The 18,442-nt window shown below is 71.8% G+C and carries 13 protein-coding genes and 1 pseudogene; 6 read left to right on the top strand and 8 right to left on the bottom strand.

The window, feature by feature from the left end; genetic code table 11:
• Together AC08OO_RS06655 and AC08OO_RS06650 are read right to left on the bottom strand one after the other, a co-directional pair.
• The coding region (locus tag AC08OO_RS06655; RefSeq protein WP_476618324.1) for an HAD family hydrolase at positions 1-727 on the bottom strand (727 nt) is incomplete at its 3' end.
• Between the two features lie 74 nt (positions 728-801).
• A complete protein-coding gene (locus tag AC08OO_RS06650) occupies positions 802-1,020 on the bottom strand; it encodes a hypothetical protein (RefSeq protein ID WP_476609621.1) in 219 nt (72 codons plus the stop codon).
• A 623-nt stretch (positions 1,021-1,643) separates the two neighbouring features.
• On the opposite strand from AC08OO_RS06650, the gene AC08OO_RS06645 reads away from it, so the two are divergent.
• On the top strand, positions 1,644-2,486 hold the full coding sequence (locus tag AC08OO_RS06645; protein ID WP_011437037.1) for a PAC2 family protein: 843 nt from the start codon (positions 1,644-1,646) through the stop codon (positions 2,484-2,486).
• 129 nt (positions 2,487-2,615) lie between these two features.
• Here AC08OO_RS06645 and AC08OO_RS06640 read toward each other — a convergent pair whose 3' ends face one another.
• The 5 genes from AC08OO_RS06640 to AC08OO_RS06620 form a co-directional block, all read right to left on the bottom strand.
• Positions 2,616-3,512 carry a DivIVA domain-containing protein gene (locus tag AC08OO_RS06640; protein WP_476609622.1) on the bottom strand — a complete coding sequence of 299 codons (897 nt, stop codon included), beginning with the start codon at positions 3,510-3,512 and terminating at the stop codon, positions 2,616-2,618.
• Between the two features lie 2 nt (positions 3,513-3,514).
• Positions 3,515-4,909: a cysteine--1-D-myo-inosityl 2-amino-2-deoxy-alpha-D-glucopyranoside ligase gene (gene mshC, locus AC08OO_RS06635; protein ID WP_476609623.1), complete on the bottom strand. Its 1,395-nt coding sequence runs from the start codon at positions 4,907-4,909 to the stop codon at positions 3,515-3,517.
• 111 nt (positions 4,910-5,020) lie between these two features.
• Positions 5,021-5,800, bottom strand: a complete 780-nt coding sequence (locus tag AC08OO_RS06630) for an SCO1664 family protein (RefSeq protein WP_476609624.1) — start codon at positions 5,798-5,800, stop codon at positions 5,021-5,023.
• A 166-nt stretch (positions 5,801-5,966) separates the two neighbouring features.
• Entirely contained in the window at positions 5,967-6,509 is a 543-nt protein-coding gene (locus AC08OO_RS06625; protein WP_476609625.1) for a DUF3090 domain-containing protein, read from the bottom strand.
• Between the two features lie 6 nt (positions 6,510-6,515).
• A complete protein-coding gene (locus AC08OO_RS06620) occupies positions 6,516-7,325 on the bottom strand; it encodes a histidine phosphatase family protein (RefSeq protein ID WP_476609626.1) in 810 nt (269 codons plus the stop codon).
• 258 nt (positions 7,326-7,583) lie between these two features.
• Here AC08OO_RS06620 and AC08OO_RS06615 point away from each other — a divergent pair, with 258 nt between their 5' ends.
• Together AC08OO_RS06615 and AC08OO_RS06610 are read left to right on the top strand one after the other, a co-directional pair.
• Complete coding sequence (locus AC08OO_RS06615; RefSeq protein WP_476618323.1) at positions 7,584-9,959, top strand: ATP-dependent DNA helicase; 2,376 nt, start codon at positions 7,584-7,586, stop codon at positions 9,957-9,959.
• 99 nt (positions 9,960-10,058) lie between these two features.
• Complete coding sequence (locus tag AC08OO_RS06610; RefSeq protein WP_476609639.1) at positions 10,059-11,819, top strand: glycosyltransferase family 39 protein; 1,761 nt, start codon at positions 10,059-10,061, stop codon at positions 11,817-11,819.
• Here AC08OO_RS06610 and AC08OO_RS06605 read toward each other — a convergent pair.
• A pseudogene (locus AC08OO_RS06605) lies at positions 11,780-13,210 on the bottom strand (glycosyltransferase); the annotation flags it as partial. The gene AC08OO_RS06610 and the pseudogene AC08OO_RS06605 sit on opposite strands and share 40 nt — an antisense overlap.
• A gap of 321 nt (positions 13,211-13,531) precedes the next feature.
• Between AC08OO_RS06605 and AC08OO_RS06600 the strand changes: the two are divergent.
• The 3 genes from AC08OO_RS06600 to AC08OO_RS06590 all read left to right on the top strand — a co-directional run bounded on the left by AC08OO_RS06600 (position 13,532) and on the right by AC08OO_RS06590 (position 18,399).
• Positions 13,532-15,028 carry an NAD(P)/FAD-dependent oxidoreductase gene (locus AC08OO_RS06600; RefSeq protein ID WP_476609628.1) on the top strand — a complete coding sequence of 499 codons (1,497 nt, stop codon included), beginning with the start codon at positions 13,532-13,534 and terminating at the stop codon, positions 15,026-15,028.
• A 330-nt stretch (positions 15,029-15,358) separates the two neighbouring features.
• The gene (locus AC08OO_RS06595; RefSeq protein ID WP_476609629.1) at positions 15,359-17,140 is read left to right on the top strand and encodes a glycosyltransferase family 39 protein; all 1,782 of its coding nucleotides are present in this window, start codon (positions 15,359-15,361) and stop codon (positions 17,138-17,140) included.
• 44 nt (positions 17,141-17,184) lie between these two features.
• Positions 17,185-18,399 carry a hypothetical protein gene (locus tag AC08OO_RS06590; RefSeq protein ID WP_476609640.1) on the top strand — a complete coding sequence of 405 codons (1,215 nt, stop codon included), beginning with the start codon at positions 17,185-17,187 and terminating at the stop codon, positions 18,397-18,399.
• Positions 18,400-18,442: the final 43 nt, after the last annotated feature.

The raw sequence follows: 18,442 nt of genomic DNA, 5'->3' as shown, positions 1-18,442 counted from the left end.
GGGACTCCATGAGGTCCGGGGTGACGTCGTGCAGGCTCGCCAGGAGCGCCGCGAGCCCGGCGGGCACCGGCTCGCCGCGAGCCGCGACGCCCGAGGCCTCCAAGGCCCCCGAGGCCCCCGAGGCCCCCGAAGCGGCCAGGTCGAGCAGATCCGGCATGGACGGGATCATGATGGTCGCGCACCCGGCCGCCACCCCGGCGCGCGCTCCCGACGGGCTGTCCTCCAGGACGACGCAGCGAACCGGGTCGACGCCGAGCACCCGGGCGGCGGTCAGGTAGGGCTCCGGGTCCGGCTTGCGGCGAGTGACCTCATCGCCGGCGACCGTCACGGCGAAGAACTCGTCACCGACGACGTGCAGCACCGGCTCCATCAGGTCGCGGAAGGACGAGGAAACCAGCGCGGTCGGGACACCCGCCGCCCGCAGCGCGACGAGCAGCTCCACCGCCCCGGGCTGCGGGACGATCGCACCGGGCTCGCGGAACAGCTCGGCGGAGCGGCGCAGCAGGAACTCCGCCGTCGGCACCACGTCGGACGCCGGCAGGCCGAGCATCGACACCATGAGCGGCACGGCGGTGTCGATGCCGTGGCCGATCATGGCTCGTTTCATCGCCGGGGTGAACTCACCGCCCAGCCGCGCCGCCGCCTCGTGCTCGGCGATGGTCCAAATCGGCTCGGTGTCAACGAGCAGGCCATCCATGTCGAAGAAAACCGCCGCAAGGCTCCCCACGTCCACTCCTAGCTCAGGTAGCTCGGTAGCTCAGGGTCGTCCGGCCGCACGGTGCCCGGTTGACCGCACGGTGCCTACGTGGCCGCGAAGTACTTCGCCTCCGGGTGGCGCAGGATGATCGCCGAGGTGGACTGCTCCGGCACGAGCTGGAACTCCTCAGCGCGCGACGGCCCGTTGCCGTCCTCGAAATTCACCGGGTCGAGGCAGAGGCTGGCCGCCTGCAACAGGGGGCCCATGGCGCCGTCGGCCACCAGCACACGCTCGGTCAGGACGGACACCAGATCACCGCGCACTGGCCAAGAGTACCGGGACGGGTTTCTCCTACCACCGGTACGGTTTACCCTCCCGTCCGGACGCCTCCGAGGATGCCGGCCACGGGCACGACGGTGATCACGGTACGGTGATCACAGCATGGTGATGATTGCGGGGTGGGAATGCCGGACGCGTCCCGGCGGGTTGCCCATGGCACGGTCGCGGGTGGCACGGTCGCGGGAACGGAGGCGTGACGTCGGACCGCGCGGGTGTGCTCGGCGCGGCGGTCCGCACGAACACGGGCTGGGGCACGCCGGTCCGGCGGCGGCCCTGGGCCGGGCCGTTCGCATTCCCGCGACGGCGGGTATCCGTTCAGAGCCGATACGGTGCAGCCACCGCATCGATCCGGAATGGATGTCCGATCCGCCCGGGTCTAGCGCCATCGAGAGACCGAGGAAAGGCGTTCCCACGAGAACATCGGCAGACTGGACCAGCGTAGGTTCCCCGTGGACGACCACTGGTCGCCCACGGGTCACCGGCTCACGGGCCATAAGGGAGGCTGACGTCACGCATGTCGGCTCTGGGCAGGAGTCGTCTCCGTGAGGACGTACCGTTGCACTGTCACGGGGGCAGTGGGCCGCCGCGGGGCGGCAGGAGGTGGTAGGTGATCGAGTTCTCCGGCGTCGGTCAACTACGGTCGCCGGTCGTAGTAGCCGCCTTCGAAGGGTGGAACGACGCGGCCGATGCCTCGTCCGCCGCCGTCGAGCATCTGGAGACCGCCTTCAAGGCCCGTGTCATCGGTGCTATCGACCCCGACGACTACTACGACTTCCAGGTGAACCGACCGACGGTGAGCGGGACCGACGGGGCCTCCCGGAAGATCTCGTGGCCGACCACCCGCCTGTCGGTGGCGCGGCCGCCGAAGTCCGAGACGGACTTGGTGCTGATCCGCGGGCTGGAACCGAACATGCGCTGGCGTGGGTTCACCGACGAGCTGATCGAGGCCGTCCACGCCCTCGGCAGCGACATGGTGATCTCCCTCGGGGCGCTGCTCGCTGACTCGCCGCACACCCGGCCGGTCCCGATCAGCGGAACCGCCGGGGACGCGGCGACGGCTGCCCGACTCGGGCTGGAGCCGTCCCGTTATGAGGGGCCGACCGGCATCGTCGGCGTCTTCGGGGAGGCATGCGCACGGGCCGAGCTCGCCTCGGTGTCGTTCTGGGCGGCGGTGCCGCACTACGTGGCTAACCCACCCTGTCCCAAGGCGACCCTCGCGCTGCTGCGCCGAGTGGAGGACCTGCTGGACATCGAGATCCCGCTGGGCGACCTTCCCGAGCGGGCGAAGGCATGGGAACGGCAGGTGGACGAGCTCGCCGCCGGGGATACCGAGGTCGCCGAGTACGTCCGTTCGCTGGAGTCACGCGAGCCCGAGACGGCGCTGCCCGAGGCCAGTGGGGACGCAATCGCCCGGGAGTTCGAACGGTACCTGCGCCGTCGCGGCCAGTAAAGGCCGGTAAGAGAGCCGGCTCGGTAGAAGTCGGTAGAAGAAGGAAAGAGGGCGAGGGTACGCCGCGGGCCGGGAGCCCAAGGCGCACCCCGCACCTGCACCGGGCCACCCTTCTCCTCGACGGTCTCGCTACTCCTCGACGATCTCGGCGTCGATGATGTCCTCGTCGGCGCCACGGCGGAACGGCACGTTCGCCGAGTTCGTGACCGGTTCGCGCGGAATGGGCGGGGTGTGGGATTCCCCGTCCGCGACGTCGGCCTGACGATGCCGGCCCGGGGAACGCCGCCCCGTGCTGGCGACGCGACCGGTCGCCCACGCGGTTCCGGAAAGATCCGACGCTCCGGCACCGCCCGCGGGGACCGCACCGCCCGCGGGGAAACCGGCAGGACCGGCTCCGCCCGGCGTCCCAGGCGTGCCCGGCGTCGTCGGCGCGGCCGCACCCGACCGGGCCAGGTCGGTGACCGCCCGGTCCACCTCGTCGGAGGCCAGGACCCCCCGCAGGCGCAGCATCGCGCCGATGATCTCACCCTGCTGGTGACGCAGCGCCTCGAGCGAGGCGGTGCACCGGGCGATCTCCACCTCCAGCTCGGCATGCCGCTCCCGGGCGAGCCGGCGGCTCTCCTCCACGGCGTCGAGGAGGAGCTTCTCGGCCTGTTCCCGGGCCTCCCGCACGATCGGGTGGTTCGCCCCGGCGTCCTCGATCACCTCTTCCAGCGCCGCCTCCGCGATCTGGCGGGCGCCGGTGACGATCTCCTCGGCCTCCTGCTGGGCGATGGTCAGCATCTGGCCGATCCGACCGCCGGCATGCGCGGCCAGGCCCTCGACGCCCATGTTCGCGCTGCGGGCCCGCTCGTGCTTCAGGGCGCTTTCGGCCGCGGCCGCGCGCGAGGTCACCTGGCTGGCGTAACGCCACAGCGTGGCCAGGTAGTCGTCGACCTGATGAGGGTCGTAGCCATGCGCGACCTCGTCGAAGGCGGGCCGTTCGGTCGCTGCCCCGGGATCCACCCGGCGATGGTGAGCTCCCATCCTCAGCTCCCTCTGGGTCTGACGGGTTCAAGGTCTACACCCAGCAGTGTGTCAACGAGGCGCCGCACGAGTGCGGGCGCCTCCCCCCAGGCGGGCACGTCACCGCCAGAACCGCGAACCGGACCCCCCTGATTGGTGGGATCCGGGCCCGCACCGGCGGAGCCGCCCGCATCAGCGAGCGCGGCGCCGGCCCAGGCGTCCACCGCGGCGACGGCACCCGGGGCGTCGAGATCGTCGGCGAGCCGCTCACGCACGGCGGCGAGCAGTCCCATGGCGTCAGGCCCGGTGGGCAGGGCGACGGCGGCCCGCCACCGGTTCATCCGGTCCACGGCGTCGTTGAGCAGGCCCGGCGCCCACTCCCAGTCCTCGGTGTGCCGATGATCGAGCAGGGCCAGCCGCAGGGCCGCCGGATCCACCCCGGCCCGGCGCAGCCGGGAGACGAACTCCAGGTTGCCCCGCGACTTCGACATCTTGTGGCCGTCGAGGCTCACCATCGCGGTGTGCACGTAGCTGCGGGCGAACGGCCGGATGCCGGCGGCGACCTCGGCGTGCGCCGCGCTGCACTCGTGGTGCGGAAAGCTCAGGTCGGTTCCGCCACCCTGGATGTCGATGACCCCGCCGAGATAGTGGCGGGCGATGGCGGAGCACTCGATGTGCCAGCCGGGCCGGCCGGGGCCGAACGGCGAGGGCCAGGACGGCTCGCCGGGGCGGTGGGCGCGCCACAGCAGCGGATCGAGGGGGTCCTTCTTGCCGGTCCGGCGCGGGTCACCCCCGCGCTCGGCGCAGATCGCCAGCATCTCGGCCCGGCTGAGATGCGAGATCTCCCCGAAGGCGGGTGCGGTGGCGATCGAGAAGTACAGGTCGTCGTCGACCTGGTAGGCCGCGCCCCGGTCGACGAGCTCCGCCACCATGTCGACGATCATCGGAATGGCCTCGACCACCCCGACGTAGGCGTCCGGCGCCAACATCCGCAGCGCGGTCATGTCCTCGCGGAACAGGTCGATCTCCCGGTCGGCGAGGGCCCGCCAGTCCAGCCCGTCACGGGTGGCTCGCTCAAGCAACGGGTCATCGACATCCGTTACGTTCTGTACATAGTGGACGTGATGCCCGGTGTCTCGCAGCACACGCTGCGCGAGGTCGTAGGTGAGGTAGGTGAAGGCATGCCCCAGATGCGTCGCGTCATAGGGCGTGATGCCACACACGTACAGCCTTGCGGTGACGGCCGGCGCCAACTTGCGTACGCTCGACGTGGCCGTATCGAAGATCCTCAGTGGCTTCCCGTGACCGGGAAGAGAACGTATCGGAGGAGATGGCCACGCCTGCATGCGTGTCAGAGTAACCGCGAACCGACTCTCCGGCGGGCGCAAGGGGAGTAACCGCAGCGTAACCGACGGCATCCCAAGCCGATCCACCTCGGGTCACCGACGGTGACATCCCATCTTCTCCCGCACCTGTATCCGCACCGGTGACCCGCCCAGAACCGGAACCCGCCCAGAACCGGAACCCGCTCAGAACGGCGGCCAGGGGATCGCCGGCCAGTCCCCCGAGGGCAACGGGAACCGGCCCTCGGCCAGAAGCCCGTCGACCCGCACGGTGAGGGCGTCGACCTCGGTAACCGTGAGCAGCTCCTCGAGCCGGTCCCGGAAGGGGCCCCCGAGCGCCTCACGCAGGTCGTCGAGCAAGGCGGTCTCCTCGGCGTCGAGCCGCCTTCCCCGCCAGGTCCACAGCAGGGTGCGCAGCTTGCCGTCCGTGTGGAAGGTCACACCGTGATCGATGCCGTGAATCCGGCCGGAGGGCGCCGGCAACAGGTGCCCACCCTTGCGGTCGGCGTTGTTGATGACGACGTCGAACAGGGCGATCCGGCGCAGTTGGGAGTCGTCGGACCGGGTCAGCGCCACCAGGTCCACGGTGACGTCGGTGTCGATCCACAGCTGCACCATGCCCTCGCCGAACGGGCCGTCACGCAGAATGGTGGGCGGGACGATGCCAAGCCCGAGCTGCTCGGAGACCTCGTAGGCGGCCAGCTCGCGGGCGGCGAGGGTGCCGTCTGGGAAGTCCCACAGGGCGCGTTCGCCGCGGACCGGCTTGTAGACGCAGCGGCCGGTCACCCCGTCGGCGCAGATGTCGCAGCAGAGCGTCGTGTTGCTCGCGTCGACCAGCCGGGCGGTGATCTCGAGGTCACCGCGGCGAAGGAGGTCGAGGGCGGCGGGGGCGTCGAGGCCGCCCCCGTCGATCGGATGCAGTGGCGGTCGCCACCCCGGAGTGGAACTCGCCGCGGAGACGCCCATCATCTCAGTCTGTCCGGTCCGGCAGGGTGATGTCACCGGACCGGACGGTGAGCGACATCTCTCCCACACCGTCCGGCCTACCGGACCACACCGCTATCACGGACCGCACCCCCGCCACGGACCGCGCACCCGCGGCGGGCAGGCCCGGCGCCTCTCGCCGGCCGCATCAGCGCAGGTGACCGTTCTGGCGCGGGCAGACGTGACCGTCGTCCAACGGCTGCCCGCACAACGGGCAGGAGGGCCGGCCCGCGGACAGGACCCGCGCCGCGCGCTGCACGAACGAGCGCGCCTGCTCGGACCCCAGCAGGACCCGGACCGCGTCCGGCCCGTCGGGATCGTCGGAGAATCCGACGATCGGGTCGGCCAGGCCCGTCGCCTGCGCCTCGATGACGACCCGTCCGCCACGCGGATCCCAGCCGAGCGCGATCGTCGCGGCCTGGAACTCCTCGTCGATCGGCAGATCGAGCGGTGACAGGTCGGGGTCGGCCGGGGCGGGCTCGGGCTGCGGCGTCGCGCCGCGGCGGCCCAACTCGTCGAGCAGCTCGGTCAGCTGTTCGGCAAGCAATGCGACCTGTGCCTTCTCCACCGCGACGGTGACGACCCGCGCCCCGTCGCGGGCCTGCAGGTAGAACGATCGGGCGCCGGGAAGGCCTACGGTGCCCACAACGAACCGCTGCGGCGGGTCGAAGACGTGTATCCGGCGCGGCATGCCCGATCAGCCCGTTCCACCACCGGCGCTGGGACGGAAACCGCCGGCACCGCCACCGATCGCCTCGTCCACGTCGAGCCCGCTGGACCCCGGGGACCCCGGGGACTTCCGGGACCCGGGAGACGACGCCGCGGCGTCGGCGGAGCCCTCTGCCCGGGGTAGCGGCGGTGGGAGGAGCTCGACGACGTCCCCGCCGGTGTCGTTGATGCGCCGGACGAAGGGGCGGCGCTCGTTGTAGCGGATCACGGTCAGGGAACAGGGATCGACGGTGATCCGGTGGTACATGTCCAGATGCATGCCCAGGGCGTCGGCGACCACCGTGCGGATCACGTCGCCGTGCGAGCACAGCAACCAGGTGGCGTCCGGGCCCAGCCGCTCGTTCCACTCCCGCACGGCGCTCACCCCACGGGCCTGCGTGTCCCGTAGTGCCTCACCCTCGGGACCGGGGAAGACGACCGCGCTGGGATGGCTCTGCACCACCGCCCAGAGCGGATCCTTCGCCAGGGTCGCCAGTTCCTGCCCGGTCCAGTCACCGTACCGGCACTCACCGAGCCGCTCGTCGATCTCGACCTGCCGCGGGCCGCCCGGGCTGGCCTCGCTGACCGGACGGCGTCCGGCGATCGCCTCGGCCGTCTGGCGGCAGCGGTCGAGCGGGCTGCTGACGATCGCCGCCAGCGGGATGTTGGCGAGGCGTCGCGCCAGGTCCGACGCCTGGCGGCGGCCACGGTCGTCCAACCCCACGCCGGGCGTCCAACCAAGCAGGATCTTGCCGGTCACGGCGGTCAGGCCGTGGCGGACCAGCAGGACTGTGGTCAACCGGTCCGTCCCTTCTGTTGCCGACGCTCACTGTTGCCGACGCTCACTGTTGCTGACGCTCACCGTCTCCGCCGGGCCGGACGCACGGGTGGGCCCGGACGCACGGGTGGGCCCGGACGCGCATCGGTCGGAACGCGCATCGGTCGGAACGCGCGACATCGCCTTCCTACAGCCATGCCGCCACAGCGCCGTCCCGGGTACCACGCTACCCAGCGGGCTACAACAGCGGCGGAACGGTTCGTCGTTACGCTTCCCGGCATGCCGGACGAGTACACGACCGCTTCCACCGCGGAGCCCGACGCGGTCGGCCCGCAGGCACGGCGAGCGGACCCGCAGCCAGCGGACCCCGAGGAGGTCTTCGCCGCGTTCTGCGGGGCGGGGCTGTGGCCGGGGCTGGGCCGCACGACGGCCGGCCGGCTGCCCGCGGCCGGGATCACCCGGCCCGACCACGTCGACGTCGGCCGGTTGGGCACCGTCGAGGGGGTCACCGGGCCGCGGGCCCGGCGGCTCGCCGACAGCTTCCGCGCCGTGGCGGGCACGTACGCGGTCGTCGAACTGCTCGTCGCCGCGGATCTTCCGGCCCGGCTCGCGCGCGGGGTGACCGACCTGCTGGGACCCGCGTCCGCCGACCTCCTGCGGGCCGATCCGTGGATGCTGCTGACCGCCGCCGACACCGAGATCGCCCAGGCCGACCGGTTCGCCCGCCGCCGCGGTCTGCAGCGCGACGATCCGCGCCGGGGCCCGGCGGTACTCACCCATCTGCTCGGTCGGGCCGCCTCCCGGGCCGGGGACACCGCGGGCCCCGTGCGGGCGGTGCTGCGTGCCGCCGCGCGCGAGGGGGTGGCCGATCCGAGCGCGGCGCTGACCGCGGCACTCGACGACGGGCGGATCATCGCCGTCGGTGACCGGATCGCGCTGGAGCGGTACGCGATGGCCGAGCAGTCCGTCGCGGACGGCATCGAACGGCTGACGGCGACCGCCGAGCCGCTGCGCGCGGGCGCCCCCAGAGCCCGCCGCCGGCCCGATGACGGGCCGGGGTACGACGGGCCTGGGTACGACGGGCCGGGATCCGTCGACGACGACGATCCGGCGGGACGGGCCGTGTCCGCACGGGCCGCCACCGCCCCGCCTCCTACCGCGCTGACGTTCGACGACGACAAGGACGACGACAAGGACGAGGGGGACACGAACCGGGACGCCGCCGCGACGGGCCGCGGCGGACCCGCAAACGACGGCGGACCCGCAAACGACGGCAGACCCGCAAACGACGGCAGACCCGCAAACGACGGCAGACCGGCAAACGACGAGGTGGTGACCGGGCTGGACGAGGTCCAGCTCGCGGCGGCGCGCGCCGCGCTGGAGTCCGGCGTCAGCGTGCTCACCGGTGGGCCGGGAACAGGCAAGAGCCGCACGGTCGCGGCCGTCGTACGACTGGCCTGGGCTGCCGAGGCGGTCGTCGCACTGGCCGCGCCGACCGGACGGGCCGCCAAACGCCTCGAGGAGCTGTGCGGGGCACCGGCGAGCACCCTGCACCGGCTGTTGCAGGCCCAGGGGCGCGGCAGCGGGTTCGCGCGCGGCGAGCACAACCCGATCGACGCCGACCTCGTCGTCGTCGACGAGGCGTCGATGCTCGACGCGGAGCTCGCCGCCGCGCTGCTCGACGCCTGCGCGGACGGCACGCACCTGATGTTCGTCGGGGACCCGGCCCAGCTGCCGAGCATCGGACCGGGGCAGATCCTCGCCGACCTGCTCGAGTCCGGTGAGGTCCCGGTGACCGAGCTGCGGCGGCTGTACCGGCAGGCTGACGGCGGCGCCATCGCGACGATGGCCGCCGCGGTACGCGGCGGGGAGCTGCCGCCGCCGGGGCCTGGCCGGGAGGTCGTGGTGGTGCCGTCCGGCAGCTCCGGCGAGGCTGCGCATCGCACCGTCCAGCTCGTCACCAACTCCATCCCCCGCGCGCTCGGCATTCCCGTCGCGGACATCCAGGTCGTGACCCCGGTGCACGCCGGTCCGGCGGGCACCGGGGCGCTCAACACCGCGTTGAAGGGCACGCTGAACCCGGGCGGCGGCGCCGTCTCCGGGTTCGACGTCGGGGACCGTGTGGTGGCCACGGCGAACCATATCGACGTCGGGTTCGCCAACGGCGAGATCGGCACCGTCGTCGCGCTGGGCGAACGCGGTGCGCTGCGGGTCGCGTTTCCCGGCGGCGTCGTCGAGGTGCCCGCCGGTGTGCTCGGTGATCTGCGGCACGGCTGGGCGGTGACGGTGCACCGCGCGCAGGGCAGCGAGTGGCCCGCCGTCGTCGCCGTGTTCCCGCCGGAGGCCGGCCGGATGCTCACCCGTCCGCTGATCTACACGGCGCTGACCCGGGCGCAGGCCCACCTGTCGATTGTGGCCGTGAACGGCCCGGCCATCCGCAACGCCGTGCGGAGCTCGGGCGGACGGCGCCGCACGACGCTGCTCCCGGCTCTGCTCGCCGGGCAGACCGCCGGCGGCTTCGACGATCCCGACGAAGATCCCGACGGGGGGCCGGACGGCAGGCCCAAGGGCGGGTCCGACGCGCGGCGGGCGGGCGGCGCGACCGCTGGGGAGGCAGCCCGCGTACGGGATGGCGACGAACGGATGACAGTCTGAAGTGTCGGGGCGTACATCCCCGCCAGCAGGCGACTGCGGCCACCCGGCGGAAGGCGGTTCTCTGACAGGAGGCAAGATCGTGGCAGACGAGGGGGCATGGTGAACGTAGACGCATCCGGGAGTCCAACCGTCGGCCAGGACACCGGATCCGGGCCGGCGGTGCTCTCGGGTCCCCGCCGCCCCCAGACGCCGGTGGACGTGGCCGCGACCGCGGTCGTGGCCACAGCCGCGAACAGTGCCACAGCCGATGTCACGACCGGGACGGTCATCACGCCCGGGACCGCGCGCACGACCACCGCCGTGGCGCGGATCGCGGCGGCCAGCCCGCAGCTGCTGGTAGTCGCCGTCATACTCGCCGTTGCCGCCGGCGCTCTGATGCGGTTCGCCACCCCCAGCCATCTGTGGCTCGACGAGTCGTTGACGGTCGCCATCGCCTCGCGCCCCGTCCCACAGCTGCTCGACGCGCTGCGGCACGACGGCTCACCGCCGCTGTACTACCTGCTGCTGCACGCCTGGATCGCGGTGTTCGGCGACGGGGACGTCGCCGTCCGGGCGTTGTCCGGGGTGCTGTCGCTGGCGACGCTGCCGGCGGCGTGGCTGGCCGGACGGCGGGTGGGCCGGACAGCCTTCCAGGCCGGCAACAGTGGCCGTGACGCCGACGCCTGGGTGGGCTTGGCGACCCTGCTGATGTTCGCCTGCTCTCCCTACGCGATCCGCTACGGCAGCGAGACGCGGATGTACTCGCTGGTCGTCCTGTTGGTGCTGGTGTTCGGGCTCGCGACCGTGCGGGCGCTGGAACGCTCCGAGCCGGCACGGCTGGCGATGCTGACGCTGGCGACCGCCGCCCTCGTCTACACCCACTACTGGACGTTCCTACTGATCTTCACCGTGGCGGCGTTCATTCTGCTACAGGCCCGGCGGCGGCCCCAGTACCGGCAGGTGACCCTGCGGGCCTTCGCCGCGATGGCGGCCTCCGCCGTGCTGTTCGCGCCGTGGATGCCGTCGTTCCTGTTCCAGATGCTGCACACCGGAACGCCCTGGGCGCCCAAGGTGCAGGCCCAGGTGCTGCTGGACACGGTCTTCGACTGGGCCGGCCCGACCTCCACCGGTGCGCTGCTCGGCATCGTGCTGCTCGGGGGCGCGCTCATCGGCCTGACCGCGCGTCCGGACGGGCGGGAGCTCGCGGTCAAGGTCTCCGGCCGGGTGCCGGGCCGTTACCTGGCCGCGATCTGGCTGGTCCCCCTCGTCCTGGCCTACTGCGTGAACATGTTCGGCGGCAGCGCATACGCCGAGCGCTACACCGGCATCGCCCTGCCGGCCTGCCTGCTGCTCGCCTCGCTCGGCATCGCCCAACTGCCGGGCCGGCAGGTGCGGGCCGGGGTACTGATCGTCGCCTCGCTCAGCGGCCTGCTCGGCGGGTGGCAGCTCGCCCGGACCGAACGCACCCAGGCCGGGGAGATCGCGGGCCGGATCGTCGCGCTGGCCCGGCCGGGAGACGTGGTCGCCTACTGCCCGGACCAGCTCGGCCCGGCCGTGCACCGGGCAATCGAACGGCACGGCGAAGTCACGGTACGGGAGATCGTGTACGCGGACAGTTCCGGCCCGGCGCTCGTCGACTGGGTCGACTACGCCGACCGGATGAAACGGGCGAACGGCACCAGCTTCGCGGCCGAGGTCAACGAACTGGCCGGCCCCGGCCACGCCGTGCTGCTCGTCCGCGCGGACGGTTACCGGTTCCTGGAGGGCGCCTGCGCCGTGCTGTCCGACCAGCTCGCCACGCTGCGCGACCGCACCGTGCAGGTCGAGCGGCGCAACCTGTACGAGGGCGCGTCGCTGGAACGGTTCTCCACGCTGCGCTGACCGCCCGCGCGGGCGGGGTCGTCGACGGCGAGGGCCGCGACGGCCAGCACGAGCAGACCCATCGGCAACGTGTAGTGGTTGAAGAAGGTCTGCTTGTTCATCAGGTTCAGGGTGAGCAGGACCAACGCCGCCCCCAGGCAGAACCCGGTGGCGTCCCCGCGAGCCCGCCAGGCCGCCGTGTAGGCACCGAGGAGGGCGACCGCGGTCGAGCCGAATCCGAGCGTGACCCCGAAATGCGACGCCAGGCCCGGCAGGGACAGCGAGTGGGCGAGCACCTCGTAGTGGAGGTTCGTCCAGACCGCGTCGTCGAGAAAGTCCCGGGGACCGGCCAGCACCCAGGGGGCAACGAGGAGCGCCGCCGCGGCCGCGGCGGCTGCCGTCCGGCGGGGCCCGAACGCGGGGTAGCCCGCCGCCAGGGGGATCAGCAGCGCGACGTGCTGTTTGGTCGCCAGGGCGAGCGCGAACGCGACGACCGCCACCCGTCCCCGCCCGCTCGTCGACGCCCACACCGTCGCCGCCAGGCAGGCCACGAGCAACGGCTCGGTCCAGGACTGCTGCAGGGCGTACATCGACTCGGGGAACACGACGACCAGCAACGGCAGCGCGGCCACCGTCGGCGCCGCGGGTGCCTGTCCCCCGGGTGCCTGTCCCGCGACCGCGCGGATCAGGACCGCCGCCACCGCCAGGGCCAGCAGCAGGCCGTAACGGACGTCACCGAGCAGAAGCCGGAAGGGAGCCAGGAGCACGGACGTGACCGGTAGATAGGGGTAGACGTCGAACAGGCCGTCGACCGGGTACTCGGCCCGGCTCGGCGCCCACTGCTGCCGGTACATGTCGGCCCCGTGCGGCAGGCCGGCCGTGGAGACCTGGAGCAGGTGGAAGACGTCGATGCGGGGCGTCGGCGCGGCGCGGATCGTAGCGACGCCCGCCGCACAGGCCAAGGCCAGGACCAGCCAGAACACCCACGGAGAGGCGAGCACATCGAGCCGGCCCCGGCCCCGGTGGTGCTCCCGGCCGATCCGACGCCCCCGGCCGACGTGGTGCAGCATGACCAGGATCGACCCGGCGGCGAGCAGGCCCGCGAGGATCGCGAGCACGTCCGCCGCCGTGGCGAACCGGCCGGCGGCGTAGTAGCGGGGACGGCGCACGAGCGGCGCGACGCCGATCACGACCGCCACGAGCAGCCACGCCCCGAACCACCCGCGCGGGCGCACGGCCACGGCGGTACTGGCGGTGCTGGTGGCGGCGGTGCTGGTGGCGGCGGCCACGACCGCCAAGACCACCGCCGCGAAACCTACCAGGACACTCGACAGCGCCCAGGCGCCGTACCGACCGTCCTTGGCCGCGATGCCACCGGCCACCGCGCACCAACCGACCAGAATCGCCGGCATCACCCGCCCCGGAGGAACCGGCCCGTCCGGGGGAGGCGAGGTCTGCGGTGCCCGTTGGCCGGGTATCGACAATCCCATGTGCGCACGATGCCAGAGCCCCACCCGATCAGGCGGCCCGGAGGCGCGTTATGGGAATAGGGCGGACGTATAACGGATCATCGCATCGTGTCGGGTCGAGGGGGTGCGGACGGGTCTCCGCTCGCGCCATGCAACACTTGCGACCCAGGACCGGTCCCAGGGGCCCGGCGTCCCGGTGGCGCGATGCCCGGTGTCCGTCCACCCGAGTGACCATGAGTGTGTGTTGAGGAGAGGTCCGGCACAGTGACCGAAAAGCCAGAGGTAGTCGTCATCGGAGCCGGACCGGCAGGTCTGACCGCCGGTTGGGAGCTGGTGAAACGGGACGTCCCCGTGACGATTATCGAGGGTGACTCGGTCGTCGGCGGAATCAGCCGTACGGCCCAGCGTGAAGGTTGGCGTTTCGACATCGGCGGCCACCGCTTCTTCACCAAGGTTCCCGAGGTCGAAAAGCTCTGGCACGAAATCCTGCCGGACGAGGACTTCCTGCTGCGTCCCCGATCGAGCCGCATCTACTACAACGGGAAGTTCTTCGACTACCCACTCAAGGCGGGAAACGCGCTCGGCGGGCTTGGCCTGGTCGAGGCGGCGCGCTGCATCGCCTCCTACGCCGCGGCCCGGATCCGGCCGCCGCAGGACCAGAGCAACTACGAGAACTGGCTGGTGGCCCGTTTCGGCTGGCGGCTCTACCGCACCTTCTTCAAGACCTACACCGAGAAACTGTGGGGCGTTCCGGTGAGCGAGATGCCCTCGGACTGGGCCGCGCAGCGCATCAAGAGCCTGTCCATGATGAACGCGATCGTGAACGCGGTCCTACCGAAGCGGAACCAGAAGGAGATCACCTCCCTCATCGAGGAGTTCCAGTACCCCAAGTACGGGCCCGGAATGATGTGGGAGACCGCCACCGACAAGATCATTAAGCAGGGCGGCCGGGTGGTCTTCGAGGAGAAGGTCCGCAAGATCCACCATGCCGACGGCCGCGCGACCGGCGTCACCACGACCGTGACCGGCGGGTACGGCCCAGGGGCCGGCGCCCCGGAGTCCTCACGCTCCGACCTCGGCAGCGAGTACCAGTACCAGGCCGACGAGATCATCTCGTCGATGTCGTTCTCCTCCCTCGTCCGGGTGATGGACCCGCCGGCACCGGCCCACGTGCTGGCCGCGGCGAACGCGCTGAAGTACCGCGACTTCCTCACCATCGCCCTCGTGGTGCCGGCCTCGGCCGCTTTCCCGGACAACTGGATCTACATCCACTCCCCCACCGTCAAGGTCGGCCGGATCCAGAACTTCGCCTCCTGGTCGCCATTCCTGGTCAAGGACGGGCGTACCTGCCTCGGCCTGGAGTACTTCGTCTTCGAGGGTGACGAGACCTGGAGCGCCTCCGATGAGGAACTGATCGCACTCGGGACGAAAGAACTCGTCGAGCTGGGTCTGATCAGGGCCCAGCAGGTGGAAGAGGGTTTCGTCGTACGCATGCCGAAGGCATATCCATACTACGACCTACACTACAAGAAGAACGTCGATATCATCCGCGCCTGGCTGGCCGAGAACACGCCGAACGTCCACCCGGTCGGCCGTAACGGCATGCACCGTTACAACAATCAGGACCACTCGATGCTCACCGCGATGCTCACGGTCCAGAACATCATCGACGGCACCAAGCACGATGTGTGGGAGGTCAACGTCGAGGAGGATTATCACGAGGAGGTTTCGTCACCGGCCCGGGGCATCGCCCGGTCCTGACGGAGGATTCATCCGGGACGGATTCATCCGGGGCACCGGACGCCGCCACAATGTCGGGCGCGTTGTCAGGCAGGTTGTCGGGCGCGTTTCACCGTCGGCGCCCGCTCCACTTCCGGGGCCGGCCGGCATGACCGGGGACGTACCCGGTATTACCGGGTACGGATCGGATGGGTGATGGGACGGGCCGCGTCCCATCACCCATCCGGAACATCATCGAGGCGTAGGGGCGCGCCACGCGAGACTGGTACCGGATGCGGCCCTGCCCGGCCGGCCGATCGTCTACCGGCCGGCCCGTCGCAGTCCGGTCAATGTGGACGGAAGGGACTGACCGTGACGGATGTCGCGGTCCGGCCGGCGGAGCAGATCCCCGAGCCGGTCGACCAGGCCGGGAACGCATCCGGCCGTGCGGGACGGATCTTCACCGCGGTGATGGGGGTGCTCCTCGCCGTCTCGGTGATCGTGCGGTTCACCGCCAGCCAGGCACTCTGGCTGGACGAGGCGCAGAGCGTCGCCATCGCCCGCCTGCCCCTGCGTGGGTCGGCCTTCACGATGTGGGACGGCCTGCTACGGGACGGCTCACCGCCGTTGTACTACCTGGTGCTCCACGGCTGGATCAAAGCTTTCGGCGAGGGCACCTTCGCGGTCCGCTCCCTGTCCGCGCTGATCAACATCGGTGCGGCGTGGCCACTGTTCCTGCTCGCCCGCCGCGTGGTCGGCGAGCGGGCGGCGCGGGTCAGCGTCGTGCTGTACCTCACGTCGCCGTTCGCGTTGTACTTCGGGACCGAGACCCGGATGTACAGCCTCATCGTGTTGCTCACCGCGTTGGGTGGACTGGCGTTGGAGCGTGTCCTGCGGGCACCGTCGATCAGATCGACGATCGCCCTGGCGCTCTGCGCGGGAGGCCTGGCGCTGACCCATTACTGGTGCCTCTACCTGCTGCTCACGGTCGGAACGTGGCTGGTCCTGCTGCTGGTGGCCCGTCCGTGGTGGGTCGCGCGCCAGATCCGGCGCGCGGCGGGTGTGCCGGGTGGCGCGGGTGTGCCGGGCGGCATGACCGCCTCGGCGGACGATCCGGGCCCGACAGGTGTACCCGGATACCGTTCCGCCCCGGGAAGCCCGGGAAACCGGGGCCGGGGCGCCCCCCACAGTCACCGGACACCGACCCGTTTCCTCACCCCGCAGCGGCGAGGGCCGGTCTTCGGGCTGCTCGGCATCGTCGGTGGCGGGCTGGTCTTCGCCCCGTGGCTGCCCGACTTCTTCGACCAGCTTGCCCACACCGGCACCCCCTGGGGCGAGCCCGCCAGCTATGCCGCGATCTCCCACGCCTACGGCCAGTGGGCCGGCGGCCCGACCACCCTGGGTCGCCTGTTGCTGTTCCTGATCACCGGTCTCGCCGCCGCCGGCATCGCCGGCCGGCCCGCGGGTAGCCGGTTCATCCTTCTCGATCTGCGTGGTCTCGAACCGGGTCGGACCCTGTTCCTGCTGGCCACCGGCACACTCGTCGTCGCGGTGACGGCGGGCAAGGTGGTCGGCAACGCCTGGGCCGACCGGTACACCGCCACCGCCTTCGTGCCGTTCCTGCTGGTCATCGGGCTCGGCGCGACGATCATCACCGATCGGCGGGTGTTCCATGGAGTGGTCGCCGTCGCGGCCCTGACCGGTCTGCTCGCCGGGACCTTCGACATCCACCGGGAGCGGAGCCAGGCCACCGAGGCCGCGCAGGTCCTCGAGCGGACCGCCCGGCCCGGTGATGTGATGCTGGTCTGCCCGGACCAGCTCGGACCGGGCCTCGCCCGTACCGTGCCGAACTGGATGAAGGTGTACGTCGTGCCGACCTACGCACCGCCGGATCGGGTCGACTGGGTCGACTACGAGCAGCGCAACGAATCGGCCAACGGGGTCGCGATCGCCCGGCGCGCCCTCGCCGAGGCCGGTCCGGAACACACCGTCTTTCTCGCCGGTTCCGGGTCATACCGCACCTACGAGGAGCTGTGCACGGTGGTGCGCACCACCCTGCAGGAGGCCCGGCCACTCGCGGACGAGGTCATGAAGCAGGGTCTGCCGGCCAAGGTCTACGAGAACTACGCGCTGCTGCGGTTCCGGGCCTCTTGACCGCGATCGAGGCCCTGCCGGATGATCATCGGGTAGGTGGCGGCATGGGCGGCCGGCATGCGGCCACCCGCTGGGAGGACCGCTGGCAACTGCGCGAGGTCGTGCTCGCCTGGCTCGCGGCCCGGCTGGCGGTCGGTGCGGCACTGGCGCTGACCAGGTACATCGCCGACAACGCCCGCGGGCAGCAGGGCGCGCAGCTGAGCACCACCGACCTGCTCGGTTGGGACGCCGGGTGGTACAAGACGATTGCCGAGGTCGGGTACAGCGGCGCTGGGGCCGAGAGCCGCCGGTTCTTTCCCCTGCTGCCGCTGCTCGTGCGGGGGTTGTCGAAGCTGCCGGGGGCCGACGCCCACGTCGGCGTCGTGCTCCTGGTCGTGGTCAACGTGTGCGCGTTGGTCTTCGCGCTGCTGCTGGTGGGGCTCGCCCGGTTCGAGGGGTTCGCCCCGGAGGCGACCACCCGGCTCATCTGGCTCGCCGCGCTGGCTCCACCCGCCTTCGTCCTGGTCATGGGGTACGCCGAGGCACTCGCCGGGCTGCTGGCCGTGGCGGTGTTCCTCGGTGCCCGCAGCGGGCGCTGGGAACTGGCGGCCGTGGCCGGCCTGCTCGGCGGCCTGTGTCGCCCCCTCGGTCTGATCCTCGCGGTGCCGGTGCTTCTCGAGGCGGCCCGGGGGCTGCCTTGGCCGCTCGTCCGCCGGCTCGGTCCCGGCCCTGGCCCCGGCCCCGGCCCCGGCACGCCGGCCACCACGCCTACGGCTGGAACGCTCACCGCCCGCGACGGGCTGCGTCGGCTACTCGCCGTGCTCGCCCCGGTGGCCGGCGCCGGCATCTACCTGCTGTGGTCGGCGCACTCCTACGGTGACGGGCTGGCGCCGTTCACGCTGCAGCGCGACGCGGCACGTCACGGCAGCAGCTCGAACCCGCTGGCGGTGCTGTGGGACGCGGCGCGGGGCGCCTTCTCCGGCGAGCTGGGCACAGCGCTGCACGTGCCGTGGCTGCTCCTGGCGCTCGTGGGGATGGTGGTCATGGCGCGCCGGCTGCCAGCGTCGTACCCGGTGTGGAGCGCCCTGGTCCTGGCTGCCGTGCTGACCGGCAGCAACCTGGACTCCGCCGAGCGGTACGTCTACGGGGCGTTCCCGTTCCTGCTGGTCGCCGCGCTCGTCACCGCCCGGCGGGAGATCTTCACCTTCACGCTCGCCGCCACCACGGCCGCGATGACCCTCTACGCGACGCTGGCCTTCACCCTCTCCTACGTGCCCTGACCACCGGCCGTACCCTGACCACCGGCCGCGCGTCGGTGGATGG

The sequence above is a fragment of the Frankia sp. CeCAU1 genome (genome assembly GCF_977971845.1).
This window is presented reverse-complemented; position numbering and strand designations above follow the sequence as displayed.